19 protein-coding genes are annotated in these 22,770 nt (G+C 67.2%); 11 read left to right on the top strand and 8 right to left on the bottom strand.

From position 1 onward, the window contains the following. Positions 1–19: 19 nt before the first annotated feature. The 4 genes from D7252_RS07645 to D7252_RS07630 are packed head-to-tail and all read left to right on the top strand — an operon-like array spanning position 20 to position 7,278. The gene (locus tag D7252_RS07645) at positions 20–3,715 is read left to right on the top strand and encodes a fibronectin type III domain-containing protein (protein WP_120774837.1); all 3,696 of its coding nucleotides are present in this window, start codon (positions 20–22) and stop codon (positions 3,713–3,715) included. After that, positions 3,712–4,416 (top strand): CDP-alcohol phosphatidyltransferase family protein, encoded by a 705-nt coding sequence (locus D7252_RS07640; protein WP_120774836.1) that lies wholly within the window; start codon positions 3,712–3,714, stop codon positions 4,414–4,416. Before D7252_RS07645 ends, D7252_RS07640 begins: the two co-directional genes overlap by 4 nt. Before the next feature lie 17 nt (positions 4,417–4,433). Then, entirely contained in the window at positions 4,434–5,777 is a 1,344-nt protein-coding gene (locus tag D7252_RS07635) for an O-antigen ligase (RefSeq protein ID WP_120774835.1), read from the top strand. Continuing rightward, positions 5,767–7,278 carry a lipopolysaccharide biosynthesis protein gene (locus D7252_RS07630; RefSeq protein WP_120774834.1) on the top strand — a complete coding sequence of 504 codons (1,512 nt, stop codon included), beginning with the start codon at positions 5,767–5,769 and terminating at the stop codon, positions 7,276–7,278. The genes D7252_RS07635 and D7252_RS07630 overlap by 11 nt, the downstream gene beginning before the upstream one ends. A 22-nt stretch (positions 7,279–7,300) precedes the next feature. On the opposite strand, the gene D7252_RS07625 is transcribed toward D7252_RS07630, so the two are convergent. The 3 genes from D7252_RS07625 to D7252_RS07615 are packed head-to-tail and all read right to left on the bottom strand — an operon-like array spanning position 7,301 to position 9,226. Further along, positions 7,301–7,867 carry a glycosyltransferase gene (locus tag D7252_RS07625; RefSeq protein ID WP_120774833.1) on the bottom strand — a complete coding sequence of 189 codons (567 nt, stop codon included), beginning with the start codon at positions 7,865–7,867 and terminating at the stop codon, positions 7,301–7,303. After that, complete coding sequence (pssD, locus tag D7252_RS07620) at positions 7,864–8,313, bottom strand: PssD/Cps14F family polysaccharide biosynthesis glycosyltransferase (RefSeq protein WP_120774832.1); 450 nt, start codon at positions 8,311–8,313, stop codon at positions 7,864–7,866. The genes D7252_RS07625 and pssD overlap by 4 nt, the downstream gene beginning before the upstream one ends. A gap of 4 nt (positions 8,314–8,317) precedes the next feature. Continuing rightward, entirely contained in the window at positions 8,318–9,226 is a 909-nt protein-coding gene (locus D7252_RS07615; RefSeq protein WP_183055214.1) for a glycosyltransferase family 2 protein, read from the bottom strand. On the opposite strand from D7252_RS07615, the gene D7252_RS07610 reads away from it, so the two are divergent. From D7252_RS07610 to D7252_RS19965, 3 genes are all read left to right on the top strand, one after another. Continuing rightward, a complete protein-coding gene (locus tag D7252_RS07610) occupies positions 9,194–10,549 on the top strand; it encodes a Gfo/Idh/MocA family oxidoreductase (protein WP_308162461.1) in 1,356 nt (451 codons plus the stop codon). The genes D7252_RS07615 and D7252_RS07610 overlap by 33 nt on opposite strands. After that, a complete protein-coding gene (locus tag D7252_RS07605) occupies positions 10,546–11,442 on the top strand; it encodes a hypothetical protein (protein ID WP_215110917.1) in 897 nt (298 codons plus the stop codon). Before D7252_RS07610 ends, D7252_RS07605 begins: the two co-directional genes overlap by 4 nt. Before the next feature lie 115 nt (positions 11,443–11,557). Beyond that, positions 11,558–13,201 carry a family 16 glycosylhydrolase gene (locus D7252_RS19965; protein WP_183055213.1) on the top strand — a complete coding sequence of 548 codons (1,644 nt, stop codon included), beginning with the start codon at positions 11,558–11,560 and terminating at the stop codon, positions 13,199–13,201. Between the two features lie 3 nt (positions 13,202–13,204). Here D7252_RS19965 and D7252_RS07595 read toward each other — a convergent pair whose 3' ends face one another. The 3 genes from D7252_RS07595 to D7252_RS07585 all read right to left on the bottom strand — a co-directional run bounded on the left by D7252_RS07595 (position 13,205) and on the right by D7252_RS07585 (position 16,881). Continuing rightward, complete coding sequence (locus tag D7252_RS07595; protein WP_147406707.1) at positions 13,205–14,203, bottom strand: Wzz/FepE/Etk N-terminal domain-containing protein; 999 nt, start codon at positions 14,201–14,203, stop codon at positions 13,205–13,207. Between the two features lie 112 nt (positions 14,204–14,315). Next, positions 14,316–15,641 (bottom strand): phenylacetate--CoA ligase family protein, encoded by a 1,326-nt coding sequence (locus D7252_RS07590; RefSeq protein ID WP_120774828.1) that lies wholly within the window; start codon positions 15,639–15,641, stop codon positions 14,316–14,318. Positions 15,642–15,702: 61 nt separating this feature from the next. Beyond that, positions 15,703–16,881, bottom strand: a complete 1,179-nt coding sequence (locus D7252_RS07585; protein WP_120774827.1) for a glycosyltransferase — start codon at positions 16,879–16,881, stop codon at positions 15,703–15,705. Between the two features lie 158 nt (positions 16,882–17,039). Between D7252_RS07585 and D7252_RS07580 the strand changes: the two genes are divergently transcribed. The 3 genes from D7252_RS07580 (at position 17,040) to D7252_RS07570 (ending at position 19,733) form a co-directional block, all read left to right on the top strand. Beyond that, a complete protein-coding gene (locus D7252_RS07580; RefSeq protein ID WP_120774826.1) occupies positions 17,040–17,495 on the top strand; it encodes an adenylyltransferase/cytidyltransferase family protein in 456 nt (151 codons plus the stop codon). Between the two features lie 128 nt (positions 17,496–17,623). Beyond that, positions 17,624–17,887, top strand: coding sequence for a glutaredoxin domain-containing protein (locus tag D7252_RS07575; protein WP_120774825.1), 264 nt, complete (start codon positions 17,624–17,626; stop codon positions 17,885–17,887). A 34-nt stretch (positions 17,888–17,921) separates the two neighbouring features. Next, complete coding sequence (locus D7252_RS07570) at positions 17,922–19,733, top strand: aldehyde dehydrogenase family protein (RefSeq protein WP_120774824.1); 1,812 nt, start codon at positions 17,922–17,924, stop codon at positions 19,731–19,733. 25 nt (positions 19,734–19,758) lie between these two features. Here D7252_RS07570 and pip read toward each other — a convergent pair whose 3' ends face one another. Together pip and D7252_RS07560 are read right to left on the bottom strand one after the other, a co-directional pair. After that, complete coding sequence (gene pip / locus D7252_RS07565; protein WP_374225764.1) at positions 19,759–20,733, bottom strand: prolyl aminopeptidase; 975 nt, start codon at positions 20,731–20,733, stop codon at positions 19,759–19,761. A gap of 70 nt (positions 20,734–20,803) precedes the next feature. Then, positions 20,804–21,691 carry a neutral zinc metallopeptidase gene (locus D7252_RS07560; protein WP_120774823.1) on the bottom strand — a complete coding sequence of 296 codons (888 nt, stop codon included), beginning with the start codon at positions 21,689–21,691 and terminating at the stop codon, positions 20,804–20,806. A gap of 51 nt (positions 21,692–21,742) precedes the next feature. Here D7252_RS07560 and D7252_RS07555 point away from each other — a divergent pair, with 51 nt between their 5' ends. After that, positions 21,743–22,732: a malate dehydrogenase gene (locus D7252_RS07555; RefSeq protein WP_120774822.1), complete on the top strand. Its 990-nt coding sequence runs from the start codon at positions 21,743–21,745 to the stop codon at positions 22,730–22,732. Positions 22,733–22,770 lie beyond the last annotated feature (38 nt).

The raw sequence follows: 22,770 nt of genomic DNA, 5'->3' as shown, positions 1-22,770 counted from the left end.
AACCCGAAAAAGGAATCTGATGAACAGCACGACCACACCGCGTGGCACGAAACTCGCTCGCATGACAGCGGGTGCGATCGTGGCCGCTGCCGCACTGGTGGGCTCCCTGCTCATGCCGATCGCAGCGACCTCCGCGGTCACCCCGCTTCCCGACGGCCTCACGCAGGAGACGGCGGCCGCATCGTGCTGGGAGGTCAAGCAGAACCACCCTCAGTCCGCGGATGGCATCTACTGGCTCGTCACACCCTCCCTCGTCGCGCCGGAACAGTTCTACTGCGACCAGACCACCGCCGGTGGCGGCTGGGTCCTGATCGGCCGCGGCCGTGAGGGGTGGAAGGAAGGGTACAACGGCCTCCGCACCCCCGCGCAGGTCCGCAACACCCCGTCGGGGACCGACGCGTTCCAACCCGCGCAGCTTCCCGCGAAGACCGTGGACGCTCTTCTCAACGGCGGGCGGGTCGACGCGCTCACCGACGGCATCCGGCTCCGCCGCGCCACCGACACCGCAGGCACCGCCTGGCAGGAAGCGCGCTTCACTCTCACCCAGCGTGACCGCTGGGCATGGACTTTCGGCGCCGAACACCGCGTCAAGAACTACTCGTTCGACGGTGCTGCGGGCAGCGGCGGCAATACGAACAACTTCGGCAGCAACAATCTGCAGCGGCGCGTCGTGTTCAGCGAGCAGGCTTCACACAACTACATCAACGGCTGGGCGTACGGTGCGAGCACCCCAGGGAGCACGGCGACGACGTCGTATCTGTGGAGCCCTTCCGGGCAGGGCTATGCTCGACCGTTCACGCAGGTCTTCCTTCGGCCGCAGCTCAAGGTGGCCGACCTCGACTTCGGCACGATTCCCGCATCCGGAACTGCCGCGTCGACGCTCGCCGCGATTCCCGAGAGCAACGCCATGAACACGGTCTGGGGCGTCTCCGGCTTCGCCAACGGCAGCAGCGGCGAACTCAACACCGAGGTCGCCGAGTTCGGCGAGGTCGGCGGGAAGGTGTTCGTCGGCGGCAACTTCCGCTATGTTCAGCGGACCGAGGCCGGTGCCGACCAGGTCGGGCAGCCCTACCTCGCAGCCTTCGACGTCAACACGGGCGAATGGGCATCGACGTTCCGTCCGCAGCTCAACGGCCAGGTCAAAGCCATTGTCGGCCTGGCCGACGGACGCGTCGCGATCGGCGGCCAGTTCTCCACCGTCAACGGCACTCCGCAGGCCGGCATCGCGTTCCTGGACGCGACGACCGGTCAGCTCTCGGGCTGGCAGGTCACCGCAGAGCACCGGGCCACGGGCAGTGTCCCCTACGTCCGCGACCTCGACGTCCAGGGCAACTTCCTCTATGTCGCCGGTGCGTTCACACACCTCACGGCAGTGGGCTCGACCACAAGCGCCAGCTCGTGGAACGGCGGTCGCATCAACCTCACGACGGGACGCCCCGACACCGGTTGGAACGCCTTCCTCAACGGGACGTCGGTTGCAGTCGACGCCTCCGACGCCGGCGACCGCGCCTACTTCTCGGGCTACTTCAAGATGAAGCAGACCACCTCCACTCCCAGCGCGGCAGCGATCCAGACCGCCACCGGCGCACCGCTGGTCGACCCGCTGTGGGTGCCGAAGTTCAGCAAGGCGTCGATCGACGCCTCCGGCAACTACTCGGGCAACATCTGGCAGCTCGGCGTCACCGAGGCCGGCGGCAAGGTGTGGCTCGGCGGATCGGAACACTCCCTCATCGCGTACGACCGCAACACGTTCGAACGTGTCGGCGGCTCGATCACCAAGGCCGGCGGCGACTTCCAGACCGTCGAACACAACGCTTCGCTCGTCGTCGGCGGATGCCACTGCGGCCACTGGGTCTATCAGGACGCGTACACCTGGGACAACGTCGGGACGGGCTGGACCCAGGCCGACAAGATCAACCTCATGGGTGCGTGGAACGCGCAGACCGGCAAGTACGTCGCCGAGTGGTCTCCGGTCGTGCAGGCGCGTGCCGGTTACGGCGCGTGGGGTACTTTCTTCGACAGCACGGGTGTGCTCTGGACGGGCGGCGACTTCAGTCGCTCCGTTCGTTCAGGCGAAGTCCCCCAGTGGTCAGGCGGGTTCATCCGCTTCGCTCCGCGTGACGCGATCGCGCCGACCACACCCGGTGCGATCACCGCGACGCCGGGCAATGGCGGCACCGAGGCGTCACTGACCTGGGGTGCGTCCACCGACGCCGGTGGGGTGACCTACGAGGTCATCCGAGGAAACCGCGTGATCGCATCCACCACGTCCGCGACCTACACGGTCCCGATCACCGAAGATCCGACGAGCTACTTCGTCCGCGCACGAGACGCAGCAGGGAACCGCTCGGCGAGCACGGCGGCTTTCATCGCCGAGCCCGCACCGGAATCCGCGCTCACGTTCATCGAGAACGGCGCGTCATGGTCGTGGCGTTACTCTTCCGACGCTCTTCCTGCTGCGTGGAGCAGCACGGCGTTCGACGATTCCGCATGGAGCGTCGGAAAGGGCCTGTTCGGCCGCGGCGTGGCTTCTGCCACGACGAACATCGATCCGAACAACCTGACGACGAAGCCGATCAGTGCGCAGTTCCGCAATGAGTTCCAGGTGCAGAACGCGCTCACGGTGGTGAACGGCAAGGTCTCCGTCATCGCGAACGACGGCGTGGCTCTCTACCTCAACGGCGTCGAGCTCGGACGAGTGCGGATGCCGGCGGGAACCGTCGGGCTGAGCACCTACGCGAACGGCGTCGTGTCCCACACCTCGGCCGCGGCGAACCGGGTGACGTTCGACGTCCCGCAGGGCGTCCTCGTCGACGGCACGAACGTGCTCGCGGCTTCGGTGCACGCCAACTACCGTTCGACCCCGGACCTGAGCTTCGATCTCGCCTTCACGGCAGAGCGCGGCCAGGCCCCGGCTGCACCGAACGCGGTGACGGATCTGACCGGCACGAGCACGATCGATTCGGTCACGCTCAACTGGACGGCGCCGACCGGCGGCACCGCCCCGCAGTCGTACGTCATCCGCCGCGGCGGCCAGCAGGTCGGCACGACGGATGCCGCCACGACGGCGTTCACCGAGACAGGGCTCACCGCATCGACGGCATACGACTACAGTGTGGTCGCCGTCGGCATCGGCGGCCTCACGTCCGCTCCGGCCACGGCGCAGGTGAGCACGACGACTCCGCCCGCGGAGAACGAGGTACCCGTGACGATCGAGAACGGCTCGACCTGGTCGTGGCGCTACTCGGCCGACGCGCTGCCCGTGAACTGGAACGCCGTGACGTTCGACGCCTCCGCATGGAGCACCGGCCAGGGTCTGCTCGCTCGGGGCGTCGCTGCTGCCGCGACGAACGTCGATCCGGCCAACCTCTCGCCGAAGCCGCTCAGCGCGCAATTCCGCCACACCTTCACCGTCGTAGACGCGGCTGATGTCGAGGACGGCACGGTCACCCTCATCGCTGATGACGGTGTGGTCGTGTACCTCAACGGCGTCGAGCTGGGCCGGGCGAACCTCGGAACCGGAGCGCTCACCCAGAACTCCTACGCCACTGCGGCCCCGCGGGCCACCACCGCGGGAGCGAACCGCGTGACCTTCACCGTTCCGGCGAACCTGTTGGTCGAAGGCGACAACGTCATCTCCGCGTCGGTCCACGCGAACTATCGCACGACGCCCGACCTGAGCTTCGATCTCGCGTTGAGTATGCTTCGCGGATGAGCAGGCTGTCCTACGCCGAGGCACGTCGGGCGCTCGCCTCCGCCCAGAAAGCGGGGGCGGGCGTTCCGGCGTACCTGCGCTGGGTGAATCGCCCGCTCGGCGGGAGAACCGCGGTCATCGCGGCAACGTGGGGCGCGAGCCCGAACGGGGTGACCGCCGTGAGCGCCCTCGTCGGCGCCGTCGGTATCGGCGTGCTCGCCGGTTTCCCCGAATGGTGGGCGGGACCGGTAGGCGCCGCTCTGTTGCTGATCGGGTACCTCCTCGACTCTGCCGACGGTCAGCTCGCGCGCATCCAGGGTCGCGGGGGACCGGCGGGCGAGTGGCTGGACCACGTCGTCGACGGTGTGCGCGCCCCTCTGGTGCATGTCGCCGTCGCGGTGCACCTCCTGCGCACGGATGCCGCACTGTGGCTGGTGCTCATCGCGGGGTTGTTCTCCGTCCTGGTCTCGGGATGGTTCCTGTCGCAGCTTCTCGCCGAGAAGCTGCTGCCCAAACCGAATCGACCTGCTCGCGACTCCGGTCGTGGCATCCTGGAGTCGTTCGTCAAGCAGCCTCAGGATCCCTCGACGACCTACGTGGTCGTGGCGTTCATCGGTCTGCCGGTAGTTTTCGCCGTGCTGTACGCCGGGCTGTTCGCCTGGCATACCGCGATCTTCGCCGTCTCGCTTCGCCGCAAGCACGCTCAGCTCGTCTCTCTCTGAATCGGGAATCGTCTCGTATGGCTTCGTTCATCGCCTCTCCGAGTCGGTCGCTCATCGCAGCGACCGGCCAGGACGCGAGCCTCGAGGTGGAGACACGTGTCCTTCCTGCCTGGCCGGTTCTCACGGTGCTCTGGGGTTACCCGCTGTTCTGGCTGGTCGGCATGCTCCCCTTCGCGTCGGTGATCATGGCGATCCCCATGCTCGCGCTTCTGATCATGCGGAGACGGATTCTGATCGTTCCCGGGATCCTTCCCTGGATCGGATTCGTTCTATGGATGATCCCGTCCGCGCTCATGATCGATGAGCTCGGACGGGGGGTCGGGCTGGGAGTGCGTTTCAGTCAGTTCCTCGCGCTGGCGATCATCATGGTCTACATCGTCAACGCGCGCACCTCGCTCTCACCGAAGCGCGTATTCAACGGGCTCACCTTCATCTGGGTGTTCGTCATCGTCGGCGGCTACCTGGGCATGTTCTTTCCCGAGGCGCAGCTCACGATGACCATCGGCCGCCTCCTCCCCGACGCGATCTCGAGCAACGACTACGTGTCCGAGCTCGTGTTCCCGACGCTGGCCGAGATTCAGACACCCTGGGGAGCCGAGGAACCCTTCGTGCGCCCGTCGGCGCCGTTCTCCTACACGAACGGCTGGGGGGCCGCGATGGCGGTGCTGACACCGATCGCCATCGGAACCGCGATCGGTCACCGGACGGCGCGCGCGATGTGGGCGCTCGTGATCGCCCTGGTCGCTGCGATCCCGCCGGCCATCGCCACCACCAATCGGGGACTGTTCCTCGGAATCGCCGGTGCCGTGGCGTACGTGCTCTTCTGCCTCCTGATCCGTGGCCGGCTGCTCGCCTTCTTCTGGGTGACGATGCTCGGGGTCGCCGGCACGGTGATCCTCTTCCTCTCCGGCTTCCTCGACGGCATCACCGCGCGTCAGGAGACGGTCGACACGACCGAGGGCCGCGGCAACCTCTACGCGGAGACCTGGGAGAGGACTCTGCAATCCCCCGTGATCGGTTACGGTGCCCCGCGCCCCAGCACGTGGAGTGAGATCTATGTGGGAACGCAGGGAGCGATCTGGAACGCCATGTTCTGCTTCGGTCTGGTGGGCCTGGTCCTGTTCCTCGGCATGATCGTCCTCGGGGCGGTACGCACCTTCGACGCCCCCAACCTGTCGGCCGTGTGGATTCACGCGAGCGTGGTCGTGACCGTCTTCCTGTCGATCTTCTACGGACTCGACCGGCAGCTGGTGTTCGTCGGCATCGCCCTCGCCGTTCTGCTGCGGGAGAAGTATCTGGGGAACTCGTCGTACTGGACGGCGCGACCGACGCCGTTCGCGAGAGCCAAGAATGAGGAATGAAGGGCTCGCTCGCAGTGGCTTGATCAGTCTCGTCGGCTCAGCGTTCGCCGCTGCCGCCGCTCTGATCCTCACGGCCATCGTCGGAAACACGCTGGGCGCGAGCGGTACCGGTCTGTTCTTCCAGGCCATGGGCATCTTCACGATTCTCACGCAGGTTCTCCGCCTGGGGACGAACAGCGGGATCGTGCGCTTCATCGCGGAGCAGCGCGCCTTCCATCGTGTCGGGGCCGAGTGGCGAATCGTCCTCTTCGCGGTCGTTCCCGTGGCCATCGTCTCGGGCGTCGTCTCCTTGGCGATCTGGTTGCTCGCGGACGCGCTCAGCGCATGGCTCGCGGCTCCCGGGGATGCGGATGAGCTCGCCGACCTGCTCCGTGCCATGGCGCCGTTCATCATGATGGGGGCGCTGATCGGTGTCCTCCAGATCACCGCCCGGATGCTCCGCGGCGTGACCACCTTCACCCTCTTGCAGAGTGTTCTCCTTCCGGCGAGCCGCCTCGTCACCGTCCTGCTGGCCGTCTCGCTCGGCGGCGTGGCTGCCTGGGGCGCTTTCGAAGCGTGGCTCTGGCCGCTGCCGGTATGGCTCGCGATCACCGCGATCATCGTCCTCGGTCCCTTCATCCGCGACGTCCGACGCCGAGGCGAGAGCTCACCGTCGTCGCGGCCGAGTCTGGGCTCGTTCTGGCGATTCAACGCACCGCGCACGGTGAGCTCCGGTCTCGAGACCGCCCTCGAGTGGTCGGACGTGCTCATCGTCGCCGCGCTCGCCTCTCCGGCCGCGGCCGGTGTCTACGCCGTGATCACACGCGCCGTGCGCGCGGGCGGAGTGGTCGACAAAGCGATGCGGGTCGCGGTCTCGCCGACCATCTCCGCGCTGCTCGCACGCGAGAACTACGAGGAGTCGACCCGCCTGCACACTTCCGTGGTGCGCGCGATGATCCTCATGAACTGGCCCTTCTACATGCTGCTCGTGTCCATGGGCCCCGCCGTGCTCAACATCTTCGGCGAGGAGTTCCGGTCGGGCTGGGGCCCGATGGTCCTCCTGGCTCTGGCGATGATGTTCCAGACCGCGTGCGGAATGCTGCAGAGCATCCTGCTCCAGGGCGGGAAGAGCACCTGGCAGATGTACAACAAGGCGGTCGCGCTCGCCCTCAGCATCACCGGCAACCTGATCCTCGTACCGGTGATCGGGATCTGGGGAGCAGCCGTGACGTGGGTGATCGTCGTCGTGGCGGACAACCTCATCGCCGCTGTCCAGGTGCACCGCGGTATGCACGTGAACCTCCAGCCCGGTCGACTGGTCGCGGCGATGGTGCCGCCGATCGTCGTGTTCGGGGGCGGAGGAGCGCTCTTCAGCTGGTGGGGCGGTTCGAGCTTCGTGATTCTGCTGATCGGCGGCGTGACGCTCTGTCTCGTCTATGCCGTCGTGCTGTGGCTGCTCCGTCGGCGGCTGCACATCGAGAACCTCTGGCGGAAGATCCCCTACCTCGGTCCTCGGGCCTGATTGCCGGCGCGACGCTGCGGAGTCAGCGGCGCAGCTTCGCAAGCAGGATTGCGCCGACGCTCCGGAACGACCGCGGGACGAACACGTACCACCCGGAGCGCCGAATCGGCAGGTCGAGGAGCGAACGCACCGCGTCCGCACCGGGGGTCGCGATGCTTCCCGGCATCGTGACCTCCCCCGACAGTGACTGATCCAGCAGATCGGTGAGTTCTTCGGAGGTCAGCGCCCGACGGATGATGCCCAGTTCGGCCATCTCGGCGCTGAAGACGAGTTGATGGTCGTCGACGACCTCGCCGCCGCCCGGCACCCGCGGCACCACGATGGGCACGACACCGAGCGCACGCATGTCCATCACTCCGCCTGCGCCGCCCTGCAGCACCACGGCGTCAGCCTGTCGGCAGAGTTCCAGCAGTTCCGGGTACGGCAGGATCTCGACGTTCTCGGCACCGGCGACGGTGGCCGAAGGACCGTGCTGCATGACGAGCCGCACGTCAGGACGGGTGCGGAGCCATTCCTCCATCCACGCGGAGAGGCGGTCGAACGGAAGATGGTAGGTCCCGGCCGAGACGACGACCAGCGACGAGCTCACAGCACGACCCCGACGTTGCGCGATCCCGGGTAGAACTGCCGCATCCGCTCCCACTGCACGAGGAACTCGTCGGCGAACGGATAGACCAGACGCCCGCTCAGCCCCGGGGTCGTGATTCTGTCGACGGGCTCCAGATATACGGTTCGCGCGCCGAAGAACCGGGCTTGTGTGAAGAAGGGCAGCGCGATCGCCGCACCGGTGGAGAAGACGATGTCGGGCCGCTCCTCGGCGAGCACCCTGCGAGCCAGGCTGAAGTTCTTCAGCAGGTTGGGCACGTTTCTCACGGTCGGGTAGTGGATCTCGTAGACCTTCTCCTCGGCCAGGCGCGAGCGCGCGTCCTCCACCGGGAAGGTCGCCCAGACCCGCTCGTGCTGCCCCCACCATTCGCGCAACGCGAGAGCCTGGGTGAGGTGTCCGCCGGATGAGCAGGCGATGAGGACCTTCATGGGATCAGATCCCGCGCCCGAGCTTCTGAACGATCTTCGTGATCGTCTGCGGCGTGACGAGCTTCCAGGAGATGGCGACCGCGAGCGCCGCCTTGACCTGCTTCGGGTTGTGCCGCAGCGCTCGGCGCGCCCATACTCTTGCGTCGCGCCCTTCTCCGCTCGCCGCGAGCGCGAAGGCGACCTGGGCCTCGATGCGTCCGAGCGCGGCGGGAATGTCGGCGAAATCGGGATGCTTGTGAAGAAGGTACTGCAGCGCCTCGGCGTACGACGCCCACTGGCCGAAGTAGTAGGACTGTCCCTTCCAGAGGACTCGGACCAGCGGCTCGTTGACGACCGTCACGAGACCCAGCGCCGACCCTCGCAGGAGGATGTCGTAGTCCTCGCCGTAGCTCCGTGGCAGATCTTCATCGATGAGGCCGAGGTCGCCGAGCAGCACCTCGCGTCGGAACATCAGGCTCGAGGAGTGCAGGCCGGGGTTCCTGTTGCGAAGAAACGCCTCGTGGGACAGCTCCTCCGACGGGACCAGGCGGACGTGCGTGCTCTCGCCGTCGTCGATGATCATCGCGGTGCCCACGATGACGGCATCCGGCTTGTCGTCGAAACGGCGAAGCTGCGCGGCGAGCTTGCCCGGTAGCCATTCGTCGTCGTCGTCGAGGAAGGCGACGAGGCGTCCTTCCGCGGCGTCGATGCCGGAGTTGCGCGCGCCGGCGAGCCCCCGGCTGCGGGTGTTCGAGATGCCGCGGACGATCCACCCCTCGTGCGCCGCGACGTCGGGCACCTCGATTGGGCAGGCGTCGAAGACGATGATGACCTCGCCGGTGACGGCCGTCTGCTGCGCGAGAACGCTCTGCACCGCCAGCTTCATCAACTCAGGTCGGTTGTGTGTCGGTACGACGACAGAAACTTCACGCATGCGCACTCCCCTTATGTGACGCATCCGACCGTCATCGCGCGGACGCCGTCGGAATCCCCAGTACGACGGGCCCCATCCCGCCGAGAAACCCGCACTGACATCGGCGCGGCTTTCGCGTTAGTATATCGGACGGTGCCTCCGTGGGAAGAAGCACTGTTGGCTAGGGGAACACGCTGGGGAAGGGGATTCGTCGTGCCAGGAGAATCTGACCATAGACGCGTACGCGTCGGGGTCGTGGGAGTCGGGAAGATGGGGCTCTCCCATCTGGCGATCGTCCGCGCTCTGAAAGACGTCGAGCTCGTCGGCGTCGTGGATGCCACCGACTATCTGCTCGACATCCTGAACAAATACACCGGCGCGGCCACCTTCTCCTCCGTGGAGAAGATGCTGGACGAGGCGAAGCCGGAAGCGATACTCATCGCGACGCCGACGGGTTCGCACGCCGAGCTCGTTCGGACTGCTCTCGATCGCGGAGTTCACGTCTTCTGCGAGAAGCCGCTCACCCTGTCATCCGCCGAGTCCGCAGAGCTGTCGGCGATCGCTGCCACACGTGGTCTCGTCGCGCAGGTCGGTTACCACAACCGCTTCATCGCGACCTTCCAGGAGGTGAAGCGCCTGTTGGACCTGTCTGCGATCGGCCGCGTCACTCACGTCCTGGCCGAGGCATACGGCCCCGTCGTGCTGAAGCCGAAGGGGTCGACCTGGCGCAGCAAGCGGACGACGGGTGGCGGCTGCCTGTACGACTACGCCGCGCATCCGCTCGACCTCGTGCAGTGGTACCTGGGCTCGCCGCAACGAGTTCGCGGTTCCGTGCTCAACAGCATCTTCTCCACCGACACCGACGACGAGGTCTACTCGACACTCGAGTACGCCGATGGGGCGAGCGTGCAGCTCTCCGTCAACTGGTCGGACGACTCGTTCCGCAAGATGTCCACGTCGATCACCATCTCCGGCTCCCAGGGACGCATCGTCGCCGATCGTCAGGAGCTTCGCGTGTATCTGCGCGAGGGCGCGGACATCCCCGAGGGATACCGCGCGGGCTGGAACATCTCGTACACCACCGACCTCACCGAGCAGGTGTCGTTCTATCTCCGCGGGGAGGAGTACAGCGCACAGCTGGAGAGCTTCGTCGCCGCCGTCGGCGCCGGAGAGAAGCAGGCACGGCAGAACAGTTTCACGAGCGCTTCCGAGACCGACCGGGTCATCGAATGGATTCTGCAGGATTCCGCGGCTCCCGCGGTCACGGCCGGCGCGCAGCCGGTCGCGGCCGGCGCCGCACCCGCGCCCAAGCGCGGACTGTTCAAACGGGGGAAGCGGGCATGAGCGAGACGACCACGAGCATGGACCGATTGCTGCTCGGTGACAACCAGTTCTTCGGCATCAACCACATGTCGGAGGAGAAGGCTCGCGCCCAGGCCATCCGGTTCCAGGACACGCAGGCGATCATCGACGTCGTCGACATCGCGCTCGACAACGGCATCCGCACGCTCATGTGCACCACGCACGAGCGCATCGCCGAGGTCTGCGACCACATGCGCGCCGATCCCGAGCGCTACGCCGACTATCGCTTCTACCCGTGCATGCCGTACGCACACAAATACGCCAACGCCGTCACCGACCACGGCATGCTCGGCGCACTGAAGCAGTTCCTCCCCGAAGAAGGTCTCTTCAACGCGGCGTTACGCGGCGGACGATCCTTCGTCAAGAAGGACATCGAAGGCATCATCACCCTCCTGGTGGATGCCGAGATGAAGATGTTCCACGGGCTGAACACTCCCGTGGTGTTCCTCCAGAACGTGGTCGTCGATCTGATGCTCGGTCTGGGCTTCGACGATGCTTTCGTGATCTTCGACCGCCACGTGCGCGAGCGCTACGGTGCCGAACCCGCGTACATCACCATGAATCTCCCGATGCTGCTCGATACCCTCGACCGGGTCGGGATCGCCAATCCCATCGTGTGCGCCAACATCAACGAGATCGGGTTCCGGATGTCGGGCGGAATCGCCGCCTATGAGGATGCGCTTCGCGAGCGTCCCTTCCGCCCGGTGGCGATGTCGGTGTTCGCCTCGGGTGCGATCGCGCCGCGTCGCGCACTCCAGTGGATCCACGATCACGCCAACGTCGAGTCCATCGTCTTCGGCGCCTCCTCGCGGAGTTCGATCGTGAGCACGACGGAGATTGTCAGTGACCTTTGGGGAACGGACCCCCTACACTAGGCGGATACCCGTCAATCGGATGCATCGAGGGGGAAAGCTCGGCCCGCATCCACAACCCGGATAAGGCTCCGGCGAACCGTGCTGTTGACGCAGTTCGTTTCGCAACCCCCTCGATATGAAGCTGACGCATCGTAAACACACCAGACACCTTCGGCTCCTGCTCGCTTCCGCCGCGATCTTCGCGGTGATGGGTGGATCGCTGCTGACGACGAGGCCTGCGGACGCAGCCACCGCCCCGGCTTCACCCGCCGCAGCCACCGCCGCGCCGAACAAAGTCTCCTCGGTGATCCCCCGCAATGCGACCGGCTGGTCGTACTACCGCGGCACCGCAGCTCCCGCCGTCGGCTGGAAGACCAGCCCGCCCGCATGGCGCAGCGGAACCGCCCCTTTCGGCGTGGGCGCGGGCACCGGGCAGGTCAAGACGACCCTGCCACCCGTCTCCGGGCGGCAGCCGCTCGCGACCTACTTCACCAAGACCTTCACCCTCACGTCAGACCTGCCGGAGTGGTCGTGGCTGAACACCTGGGCCGACGACGGCATCGTCGTGTGGGTCAACGGCAAGGAGATCGGGCGGAAGAACGCTCCGAAGGGCACGATCACGCCGAACAGTTACGCCACGGCTGCGCCTTCGTCCACCGCCGCGCGGAAGAGCCCGGTCACCTTCAAGATTCCTGTCGACATCCTGCGCAAGGGCAAGAACACCGTCGCCGTGCAGGTCCTGTCGAACTGGCGCCTCACGAGGAACCTCAGCTTCGACGCGCATCTGGTGCGAGAAGATCGCGCGACCACCACACCGCCGCCGGTCGCCAAGCCGCCGGTGGTTCCCGCGCCGAAGCCCCCAGCACCGGCCCCGAAGCCCCCGGTCAAGCCTGCACCTGTCCCGCCGCCCGCACCGGCACCCGCCCCTCCCGTCGCCGGTGGCTCGATCCCGGGCTGGGGAGCTCCCACCTGGCGGGACGAGTTCACCTATGTCGACGCGGCCGGGCGGCCGACTGTCGACCCTCGAAAGTGGAACGTTCGTGATCAAGGTGATCTCGGCCTGCTCTTCGACGCGGCCGTGCCGCGGGCGGAACAGGTCTCCGTCGACAAGTCCGGCATCCTGCACATCCGCGCCGATTGGCTCGCTTCACCGGTGATCCGCCCCTCCTCTCAGGCCGGACCCCGAGAACTCTGGCACAAGACCGGCTACCTCGATCAGCGCAATCTCGGTGCCGGCGACGTGAACATCGGCCAGGCCTACGGCCGTTGGGAGATCAGGGCGAAGACGCCCAGCGGGCCGAACACCTTCGGAGCTCTCTCTGCCTTCTGGCTCCGCAACAACCAGTCCGGCGAGATCGACATCATGGAGGCCTGGGGTTACGACGACACGGCCGTCCGCGATCAGAGGATCGACACGGCCACGACGACCGTGCACACCCACACCTCGAGCCCGTCGGAGAACCGACGATTCATCTGGCACCATGCCGACTACGGCGCTTCCACTCCGGTGTGGAAGGACTTCCACACGTACGCCTTCGAGTTCACGCCGACGTATGCGGCTGTGATCGTCGACGGTGTCGAGATGCTGCGCGCAACGCCGTCGACCCACCCGAATCTCTGGGACCCGGACCACTTCGGCTCACCACTGCACATGCGCCTCAACCTCCACGTCGGCCCCTCCGCGACGTACTGGGGTCTGCCGAACCCGGCCGACAAGGGGGCGACGCAGAACCTCGACTTCCAGGTCGACTACGTGCGCGTCTGGAGCTATCAGCCCTAGGCGTCAGCGGTTCTTCGTGTGGCCGCGCTTCGGCGCCTCGATCGGGTGCGCCGGCGCAGCATGCGAGTCGTCGGGCTCGATGATCGAGTCGTCGTCATCGAGCTCGACGTCGTCGTCATCGAGCTCGACGTCGTCGTCATCGAGCTCGACGTCGTCGTCATCGAGCTCGACGTCGTCGTGATCGGTGGCGTCGCGCTCGGTGGCAGGGGCGACGTCGCCCTCTTCCTCATCGACCCGTCCCGCGACGCTGCGCTTGTATGCGGAGCCCGGCCCGTTGCGCACCCGCGTCACGATGAGCGCCGCGATGGCTCCCACGAGCATCCCGAGAAACAGCCCGGCGGCAACGAAGACGAGGGCGGACGGACGGTTGGACTGCTGCGGCGGGTCGGCCGGCGTCACGAGCAGGCCGGAATAGAACGGCGTCGCCGTGATCCGCGCCTGCTGGTCGAGGAGCGCCTGGAGCTGGAGCTGCGTCGCGGCGCGCTCGCTGCTGCCCTCGGGCTGCGATTCGACCACGGCCTGCAGCTGCGCGATCGATGCGCCGAGTTCTTCGGTGGTCCTCTCCACGACCGACCGCGCATTGTCGGTGCGCTGCTCGCCGTAGGCAGTCGCCAGCGCGTTGGCCCGCTCCGCCGCGAGCTCCGGCGTGTTCGCCGTGACCTGGAAGATGAGCACCTGAGAGTTGCGGGGAACCTCGATGACCGTGTTCTGACGGAGTGCCTCAACGGACGTGTCGTCGAGAGTCTTCACTGCTCCGTCGAGCACCGCCGTCGAAGTCGCGACGACCTTCTCGGTCTCCATGTTCACCGTGTTGAAGCTGGAACCGGATGACAGGACGCTGATCGGCTCGACGGTGTGCTGCGCCTCGGCGGTGTACTTCTGGGGGTAGATGGCCCAGACGCCGAGCCCGATGAGCGCGAACGCGACGATCGTCCCCACCAGCACGAGCCACGACTGCATGACTCCGCGGTAGAGGTCCTCGAGTGTCCAGTGTGTCGCCAAGGTGCGTCCCCCCAGTTACGCGCACGACAAGACCGTCGGTCGCAGAATCCCCCGTCATCCTACAAGCCGTTGCTGGCCGATCACCGAGCGTGACCAGGCGAAAAGGCAAGGGTCAGAGCGGCATCGCTGCGTCCGAGATGACGAGTCGCGCCTTTCCGCCAGAGCTCTCGATGCTCTCCACCTCGACGGCGGCCACCACGACTTCGTCGCCGAGCAGATCGCGGAGTGCGCGCACGGCCCTTTCCGCCGCTTCCGCCGCCTCACCTGGAGCGGTGGGAACGTAGCGGATGCTGACGGAGAAGTCCGCCGCCTGCACGATCTGCATCTGCCGGACCGCACCGGGGTCTCCGAGGAACAACCCGCTCAATCCGCCGGTGATCTGCCGACCCGCCGGGGTACGGAGCACATCGGCGATCCGGCCCTGCACCGGAGCGATGCGCGCGAAGGCGAGACCACAGCCGCAGCGACCGGTGAGACTGCGGGAGCGGTCACCCATCTCGTATCGGACGAGCGGATAGACCTCGTTGCTGAAGTCGGTGACGATCACCGACCCTTCTTCGTCCTGGGCGGCGGGGCGTCCTGTGGCGTCGACGATCTCCACCAGGCGCTGGTCTGCAGCGACGTGAAGCCCGTCGTGGTGCGTGCACTCGGCGGCGATCCACGGGATCTCGGCCGAACGATAGGTGTCGAACACCGGTGTACGGAAGACGGTCTCGAGAAGCTCCCGCTGTCCAGGCTGCAGCATCGCCGCGGTCACGGAGACCGCGTGGGTGGGGAGCGTGCGTCCCGTCTTCGCGAGGTGCGCCGCCACCGCCGTGGCGCCCTCGACGTAGGCGACGAGCAGACGCGGCTGCACGCGTGACCAGGTGCGCGCGAACTCCTCGATGGCGTCGTCGGTGACCGCTCGCGCATCGAGATGGATGTGCCTGCTCGGCCACCACTGGGCCGCGTAGATCATCGCTTCCCTCCCCTGGCGGAGCCGGCGATAGATGAAGGCGACGTCATCGGCCGGGTGCACACCCCACCAGCGGTAGATGCGCCACCACATGGGAGCGGTCGGCGCCGCCGCATCGTTCCTGACGCGCAGCGGGGAACCGGTACTCCCACCGGTCTGCGAGATGAGCGCTCGCGACGGCGCGGCCGCCGTCGACAACATGCTGTCTCCCGCGTCCCGGAGCATCGACTTGGTGACGATCGGGAGAGCGGAGAAGTTCTCCCGTGCCGCGACGTCGGCGCGGGAGAAGCCGGCCTCGGTGTACAGGTCTCGATAGAAGGGGCTGGACTCGAATGCATGCAGAGCGATGCGAGACGCAGCGGCGTCGGAGAGCGCTCCGATTCCCGCGGCGTCGAGGCGCTCGTTTCGGAGCATCTGGTCGAAAGCACGGCGATCGCGGCGCATCAGCAGGCGAGTCTTGACGTCGAAGATCGCTCTCTTCACAGCTCCCCACAAGCTCCGGCGCCGTGCCGGTCCCTCCCATGGTAGAGCGACAGGTGGGTGCTCAGAGCTCGCCCGGCTTCATCACCTCGACGTCGATGGCGCGGATCACCCGTTGCGCGGCGGTGTCGACCGGCGGCTCGCCCGCCTCGGCATCTGCCTTCCGCCGGCGTTGCGGCGCGTAGACGACGAGGGAGTGGAACAGGAACCGTGCGAAGAACGCGACGAACAACGAGAGCGCGGTCGCGAGCACGCTCGAGATGTGCCAGCTTTCGACCATCAGGGCCATGACGGGGATGCGAAGCGCCGCCTCGACGTTGTTGAATGCGAACGAGGTGGCGAACCGGACGCCGAGAGCACGAGCATCCGTTCGCATGTCGGCGAAGACGAACCGCTCCTGCAGGAGGAAGTTGCCGATGATCGTGACTTCCGCCCCGATGATCGCCGCCCACACGTACGGGACTCCCGCCGCGGTCAGTGCCCACATGATCCCGATGTTCGCCACGGCCCCGATCACGCCGATCAGAGCGAACAACGACATCTTGCCGAACCGCAGCCGGGCCAGATGCGCGAGGAAGGTCGCACCCTGTCGCATGCTCGCCTTGGAGTCGCCGTGGCGGCGTTCGGCGAACTCCATCGGCATCTCGGCGATGCGGAGGTCGGTGCGTGCCAGAATCTCCAGCAGGATCTTGAAGCCCTGTGGGTGAAGGGCGGCGAGGTCGAGGCGGCGGCGGTCGACGAGGAAGAATCCGGTCATCGGGTCGGTGCTGCGTGCGAGGCGGATCGGGAACATCGCCCTCGTCAGCCACGTCGCCACCCGGGAGACGCCGAAGCGCACCGCGGTGCCGAGGCCGCTCGTATCGCCACCGCCGATGTAGCGCGAGGCAGCCACCACATCGGCATCGCCGACGGAGAATCGGTCGAGCAGAGCGGGCAGCAGTTCGGGCGGATGCTGCAGATCGCCGTCCATGACGATGCAGACGTCGGATGCCGCCGCCGCGAGCCCGACCACCACCGCGCCACCGAGGCCACCGGTGTTGTCGGTGCGATGGATCACTCGCACCGGGATCGACGCGTCGGCGGCGACCCGCGCGATCTCCCCGGCGGTGTCGTCGGCGCTGTCGTCGATGAACAGGATCTCGGCGTCGCGGCCGACGAGTGCGGCGGATGCTCGTTCGACGAGCTCGGCGATGTTCTCGCGCTCGTTGAACGTCGGCACGATGACCGTGACCGCTGCCCCCACGTGTTCCCCACTTCCGCCTGCGCGTCCTCCGCGGCATCCATCGTTTCATGGCTTCCTGTGGCGCAGGAACACGTTGCTGCTAGAATCGGCATCGCGGCTGTGGGAGTCGCGAGCGGATGGGGATCCGCTTACTGGGGAATTACTGATCTGGGGAGATCATGGGGACGCGTATCGGCTATGCCGTGGGTGCTTTCGACCTGTTTCACGTCGGGCACCTCAACCTTCTTCGTCACGCCAAACAGCAGTGCGACATTCTGATCGCCGGCGTCGTCAGCGACGAGATGCTCCGTGAGGTGAAGGGCATCGAGCCCGTCATCCCGACAGCGGAGCGTGCGGAGATCGTCAAGCACATCACCTTCGTCGACGACGTCTACATCGAGGCGACACCGTCGAAGCTCGACTCGTGGCGCGACGTGCAGTTCACGCACTTCTTCAAGGGCGACGACTGGCGCGGCACCGACAAGGGGCTGCGCCTGGAACGGGAGTTCGCCGAGGTGGGCGTCGAAGTCGTGTACTTCCCGTATACGGCGCACACGTCGAGCTCGTCGCTGCGGCGAGCGCTCGACGCGATCACGGCGGGAGCCAAGACGCCGGCCCTGGCGTCGACGCGCTGACGCCCGCCGGCATCCTGCGCCCATCGCCCGCGGGCCCGATGCGGGGCTCGGGACGTCCTCGCACAGCTCTTCGCGCCGCCGAGGACCCGTCCAGCGCCGCCCCAGTCAGGCGGTCGTAGGCTGGAGACATGACTGCTCCCGCTTCTGACACCCTCACGATGTTCGGCGCCGAGTGGTGCAGCGACTGCCGCCGCACCAAGAAGCAACTCGACACGCTCGGCGTCGAGTACACGTACGTCGATCTCGAGGCCGACCCTTCTGCTGCCGACGTCGCGAAAGAGATCTCCGGCCGGATGAACATCCCTGTGGTCCTCTACCCGGATGCCTCGCACCATGTCGAGCCGTCGAACGCAGACGTCGAGGCGAAGCTGCGCGAACTCTCGCTGATCTGACCGGGTCGCGACGCCCCGCCTGAAGGAGACGCTGATGTCTGCCACTCCCGCCGCCGTCGGATCGGCGGCCGCCCCGCGCACGAAGAAGGCTTCGCACCCCGCACTCGATGAGAGCGAACGTGCGCGACTCGACGGAGCGATCGGCGAACTCCAGGCGGGTGCTCGCACCTGGTCGGCACTGACCGTCGCGCAACGGGTGACTCTTCTGCGGGGGGTGCGGACCAGCGTCGCCGCCACCGCGGAGGATTGGGCGATCACCGCTGCCTCCTCCAAAGGCCTCGGCCCGCAGCATCCGCTTCGCGGCGAAGAATGGCTCAGCGGCCCGTACAGTGTGCTCGGCGCACTCGATGCGTACATCGAGACGCTTTCGCGCCTGGCGCAGGGGATCAATCCGCTCGACGGTGTCTCGCTCGCTCGGGCTCCCGGTGGCCGCACCCGCGTGCATGCATTCCCGTTGACCGGGGTCGACCGATTCCTGCTCTCCGGGTTCAGTGGCGAGGTCTGGCTCGAACCGGGCATCACCCCCCGTGCCGCCCGTGCGGAGGCGGGCCTCGCCCAACGCACGCCGGCCGACTCTGGCGGCGTCGGCCTGGTGCTGGGCGCCGGCAACGTCACCTCGATCCCGGTGCTCGACGTGATGTACGAGCTGCTCGCCCACAACCGCACGGTGATCCTCAAGGTGAACCCGACGCAGGACCCCCTGGTGGCCGTGTACAAGCGCGCCCTCGCGCCGCTCATCAGCACCGGACTCCTGCGCATCACGCGCGGCGGACCCGAGGTCGGTGCGTATCTGACCGGCCACCCGGACCTGTCCCACGTGCACATCACCGGCTCCGCTGCCACCTTCGATGCGATCGTCTGGGGGCCCTCGACAGGACCGGCGAAGGCGGCGACGACCCGACGCCGACGCGAGAACCGCCCCCTGCTGAAGAAGCCCATCACGGCGGAACTCGGCGGGGTCTCGCCGATCATCGTGGTCCCCGGCGACTGGACGCACGCAGACCTCACCTATCAGGCCGAGCACATCGCGACCATGCGCCTGCAGAACAGCGGCCACAACTGCATCGCCGGTCAGGTCGTCATCATCTCGTCCGATTGGGATCAGGCCGACGCTTTCCGCGCAGCACTGCGCAGCGCGTATGCGAGCGCCCCCGAGCGTCCGACCTGGTACCCCGGCGCCACTTCACGGATGACGCTCGCCGCTGACGCCTACCCCGATGGGCTCGTGCTGGGCGACCGCCTTCTCGTGGAGATCGATGAGGGCGACGACCCTTCCGCCCTCTTCACCACCGAGTACTTCGCCCCCGTCCTCGGCGTCGTCAGCCTGCCGGGCGCCGGACAGGAGTTCCTCGATGCTGCGGTGATCCACGCGAACGACAAGCTTCAGGGCACTCTCGGGGCGAATCTGCTCATCGATCCTGCGACCGAGTCGGCGCTCGGCACGGGTTTCGAACGTGCCATCGCCGACCTGCGCTACGGCTCGATCGCGATCAACGGGTGGACGGCGTTCGGGTTCATCACCCCGACACTCACCTGGGGGGCATATCCCGGAAGCACGATCGACGACGTCGGCAGCGGCATCGGTGTCGTTCACAACGCGCTGCTGCTCGACCACGTGGAGCGTTCCGTGGTGCGCGGCCCCTTCCGCCCGTCACCGCGCTGGCTCACCAGCGGTCTCCGCCACCCCGGATCGCTGAAGTCGTCGAGAGCCACGATCCTGCCGAAACCGCCGTGGTTCGTCTCGGCGCGCACCGGGGCGGTCGTGAGCGAGGGACTGACGCGGCATCGCGCGAACGGCGGCACGCTCGGCCTGGTGAAGACCCTTCTTCAGGCGATGCGCGCCTGAAGAAGCGCCAGCGCCTGAAGCGGTGTCAGCGAGCGGAAGCGGCGAATCGATCCGTCGCGTCGCGCAGCGCCTTCTGGGTTCCCGGCTCCGTCGCTGCGTGACCGGCGTCGTCGACCACGACGAACTCCGCTTCAGGCCAGGCGCGATGCAGATCCCAGGCGGTCATCATCGGCGTGCACACATCGTGCCGCCCCTGCACGATCACGGTCGGGATATGGCGTATGCCGGGCACCCCCGCGATGAGCTGCCCCTCTTCCCACCAGCCGCGATGGACGAAGAAGTGGTTCTCGATGCGAGCGAACGCGGTCGCGGTGCGCGCATCCGACATCGACGCGATCTGCTCGGCGTCCGGTCGCAGCGTGACGGTCGACGCTTCCCACGTCGACCAGGCGACAGCCGCCGGCACGTGAACCTCGGGGTCGGGATCGAACAGGCGCCGGTGATACGCCTCGATCATGCGTGAGCGTTCGAGTACCGAGATCGGTGCGATGAAGTCGTCCCAGAGGTCCGGGAACAGCGCTGCGGCACCGCCTTCGTAGAACCACTCCAGTTCCGCGCGGCGCAATGTGAAGATCCCGCGAAGGATGAGCTCGGTGACGGCATCCGGGTGGGCCTGTGCGTAGGCGAGTGCGAGAGCACTCCCCCAGGAGCCCCCGAACACCTGCCACCGGCCGATACCGAGGTTCTTTCGCAGCAGCTCGATGTCGGCGATGAGATGCGCGGTGGTGATGTGGCGAAGATCCGCGGCAGGGTCGCTCGCATGCGGCGTGCTCTTTCCGCAGCCACGCTGGTCGAGCAGCACGATGCGGTACTTCTCGGGATCGAAGAACCGTCGCTGCCAGGGTGACGTGCCGCTTCCGGGTCCGCCGTGCAGGAAGACCACCGGCTTGCCCTCGGGGTTGCCGCTGACCTCCCAGTAGACGCGATGCCCATCGCCCACCAGGAGCTCGCCCGTCTCGAACGGCTCGATCGGCGGATACAGCGAATCCAGGTTCATCATCCTTGGCCCCCAAGCCCACGTGGTGCGCGATACCACTCCACGGTATCGGAGGAGGGGTCCGTACCCGGGATTACGGGTCGAGCTGGTCGACCGGCAGGGTGAGCGGCTGCTCGCAGGCAGCGAGTCCGTTCTGGTACCCCTCGGCGAACCAACGCTGACGCTGGTCGCTCGAGCCGTGGGTCCAGCTCTCCGGATTGACGGAGCCGGACTGCTCTTGGATGTGATCGTCGCCGACGGTCGCTGCGGCGTTCAGAGCATCTTCGATCTGGGTTTCCGTCGGCTTCTCGAGGTATCGGTCGCCGTCCGCGTCCTCCTGCTCGGTCATCCGTCCGATCCATGCCCCTGCGTAGCAATCGGCCTGCAACTCGTTCCGCACGCCGTTGCTTCCCGGACCGGTGCCGTTGTTCGGATACTGCTCCATGACGCCGGTGATGTTCTGGATGTGGTGCCCCCACTCGTGCCCGACGATGTAGAGCTGGGCGAGGTTGCCGGCGGAGGCACCGAACTGCTCCTGCATGAGTCGGAAGAACTCCGGGTCGATGAAGACGCCCTCTTCCGGCGGGCAGTAGAACGGGCCGACCGCGTTGGAGGCCGTCCCGCACTGCGTCGAGGTGGCGCCGTCGACGACGACCATCTGCGGGGCGCGATAGTTCTCGACGTTCTCGGTCCAGAACTCGTCGAGGGCGACCTGCGCACCCGCCATCCGGCAATCGACGTCGGCGTTGGCGTCTTCACCGGTCTTGCAGTTCTCGATGATCGACCCTCCGCCGGGCTCCGATCCCCCGCTCGGGGCGGCGCCACCGCCCAGCAGACCGGTCAGGTCGATGCCGAGAAGCGGGCCGGCGATCAGCGCGAGGATGCCGAGCACACCGACGACTCCACCGCCGGCGATGGCGGTGTTGCGTCCGCGACGGCGCGTCCTGTTGTGAGAGATGTCGGCGTCGGGATTGAACGTCATGCGTCGAGATTACTCCGCACGGGCGACACGGAACGGTCGTAGGCTCGGGGCATGACGACGACGATCACCATCACCGGAGCCGGCGGACAGATCGGCTACGCCCTGTTGTTCCGCATCGCAGCCGGCGATCTGCTCGGCCCCGCGGAGAAGGTGCGGTTGCGGCTGCTGGAGATCCCGCAGGGGCTCGGTGCGGCGGCGGGTGCCGCGCTCGAGCTGCAGGACGGCGCGTTCGGCCTTCTCGAGCACGTCGAGGTCACTGATGATCCTGCTGTCGGGTTCGACGGGTGCGAGCTCGCGCTGCTGGTCGGCGCTCGGCCCCGCGGCCCCGGTATGGAACGAGCCGATCTCCTCGCCGCCAATGCCGGCATCTTCGGACCCCAGGGTGCGGCGATCGCGGCGCACGCGGCCTCCGATGTGCGGGTGACCGTCGTCGGCAACCCGGCCAACACCAATGCACTCATCGCCGCCGCTGCCGCCGACGGCGTTCCCGCCGAGCGGTTCGCCGCCCTCACGAGGCTCGACGAGAATCGGGCGCGCGCGCAGCTCGCCCAGACTCTCGGGACGCCGGTGGACACCGTCCGGCGGGTGCCGATCTGGGGCAACCACTCGGCGACCCAGTTCCCCGACATCTCGCACGCGACGGTCGCCGGTCAGCCTGTCGGGGAAGCTCTCGCGCAGATCGTGGGCGACGTGCCGACCTGGCTCGAGGAGACCTTCATCCCGCGCGTGGCGAAGCGGGGCGCGGAGATCATCGAGGTGCGCGGGTCGTCGTCGGTTGCTTCGGCGGCGAGCGCCTCGATCGACCACGTCCGCGACTGGGTGCAGGGCACCGAGGAATGGACCTCGGCGGGAGTCGTCTCCCACGGCGAGTACGGCGTGCCCGAAGGATTGATCTCGTCGTTCCCCGTGCGCTCGGTCGACGGGCAGTGGCAGATCGTGGAGGGTCTGGAAGTGAGCGACTGGGCGCGCTCGAAGATCGATGCGTCGGTCGCCGAGCTGGTCGAGGAGCGAGAAGCGGTGCGGTCGCTCGGAATGCTCTGAGACTGGTCACCGCGCGCGGCCCCGGCAGGGCAGAATGG

It is taken from the genome of Microbacterium sp. CGR2, assembly GCF_003626735.1.
GTDB lineage: Bacteria > Actinomycetota > Actinomycetes > Actinomycetales > Microbacteriaceae > Microbacterium.
Note: the sequence above shows the minus strand (reverse complement) of the source record. Positions and strands in the feature narration are given on the sequence as shown.

Excerpts from the sequence above, each read along its gene's own strand:
- D7252_RS07615 (WP_183055214.1), bottom strand. The coding sequence starts at position 9,226 with ATGCGTGAAGTTTCTGTCGTCGTACCGACACACAACCGACCTGAGTTG.
- D7252_RS07635 (WP_120774835.1), top strand. The coding sequence starts at position 4,434 with ATGGCTTCGTTCATCGCCTCTCCGAGTCGGTCGCTCATCGCAGCGACC.
- D7252_RS07580 (WP_120774826.1), top strand. The coding sequence starts at position 17,040 with ATGGGGACGCGTATCGGCTATGCCGTGGGTGCTTTCGACCTGTTTCAC.
- D7252_RS07605 (WP_215110917.1), top strand. The coding sequence starts at position 10,546 with ATGAGCGAGACGACCACGAGCATGGACCGATTGCTGCTCGGTGACAAC.
- D7252_RS19965 (WP_183055213.1), top strand. The coding sequence starts at position 11,558 with ATGAAGCTGACGCATCGTAAACACACCAGACACCTTCGGCTCCTGCTC.
- pssD (WP_120774832.1), bottom strand. The coding sequence starts at position 8,313 with ATGAAGGTCCTCATCGCCTGCTCATCCGGCGGACACCTCACCCAGGCT.
- pip (WP_374225764.1), bottom strand. The coding sequence starts at position 20,733 with ATGATGAACCTGGATTCGCTGTATCCGCCGATCGAGCCGTTCGAGACG.
- D7252_RS07640 (WP_120774836.1), top strand. The coding sequence starts at position 3,712 with ATGAGCAGGCTGTCCTACGCCGAGGCACGTCGGGCGCTCGCCTCCGCC.
- D7252_RS07570 (WP_120774824.1), top strand. The coding sequence starts at position 17,922 with ATGTCTGCCACTCCCGCCGCCGTCGGATCGGCGGCCGCCCCGCGCACG.
- D7252_RS07560 (WP_120774823.1), bottom strand. The coding sequence starts at position 21,691 with ATGACGTTCAATCCCGACGCCGACATCTCTCACAACAGGACGCGCCGT.
- D7252_RS07630 (WP_120774834.1), top strand. The coding sequence starts at position 5,767 with ATGAGGAATGAAGGGCTCGCTCGCAGTGGCTTGATCAGTCTCGTCGGC.
- D7252_RS07575 (WP_120774825.1), top strand. The coding sequence starts at position 17,624 with ATGACTGCTCCCGCTTCTGACACCCTCACGATGTTCGGCGCCGAGTGG.
- D7252_RS07645 (WP_120774837.1), top strand. The coding sequence starts at position 20 with ATGAACAGCACGACCACACCGCGTGGCACGAAACTCGCTCGCATGACA.
- D7252_RS07555 (WP_120774822.1), top strand. The coding sequence starts at position 21,743 with ATGACGACGACGATCACCATCACCGGAGCCGGCGGACAGATCGGCTAC.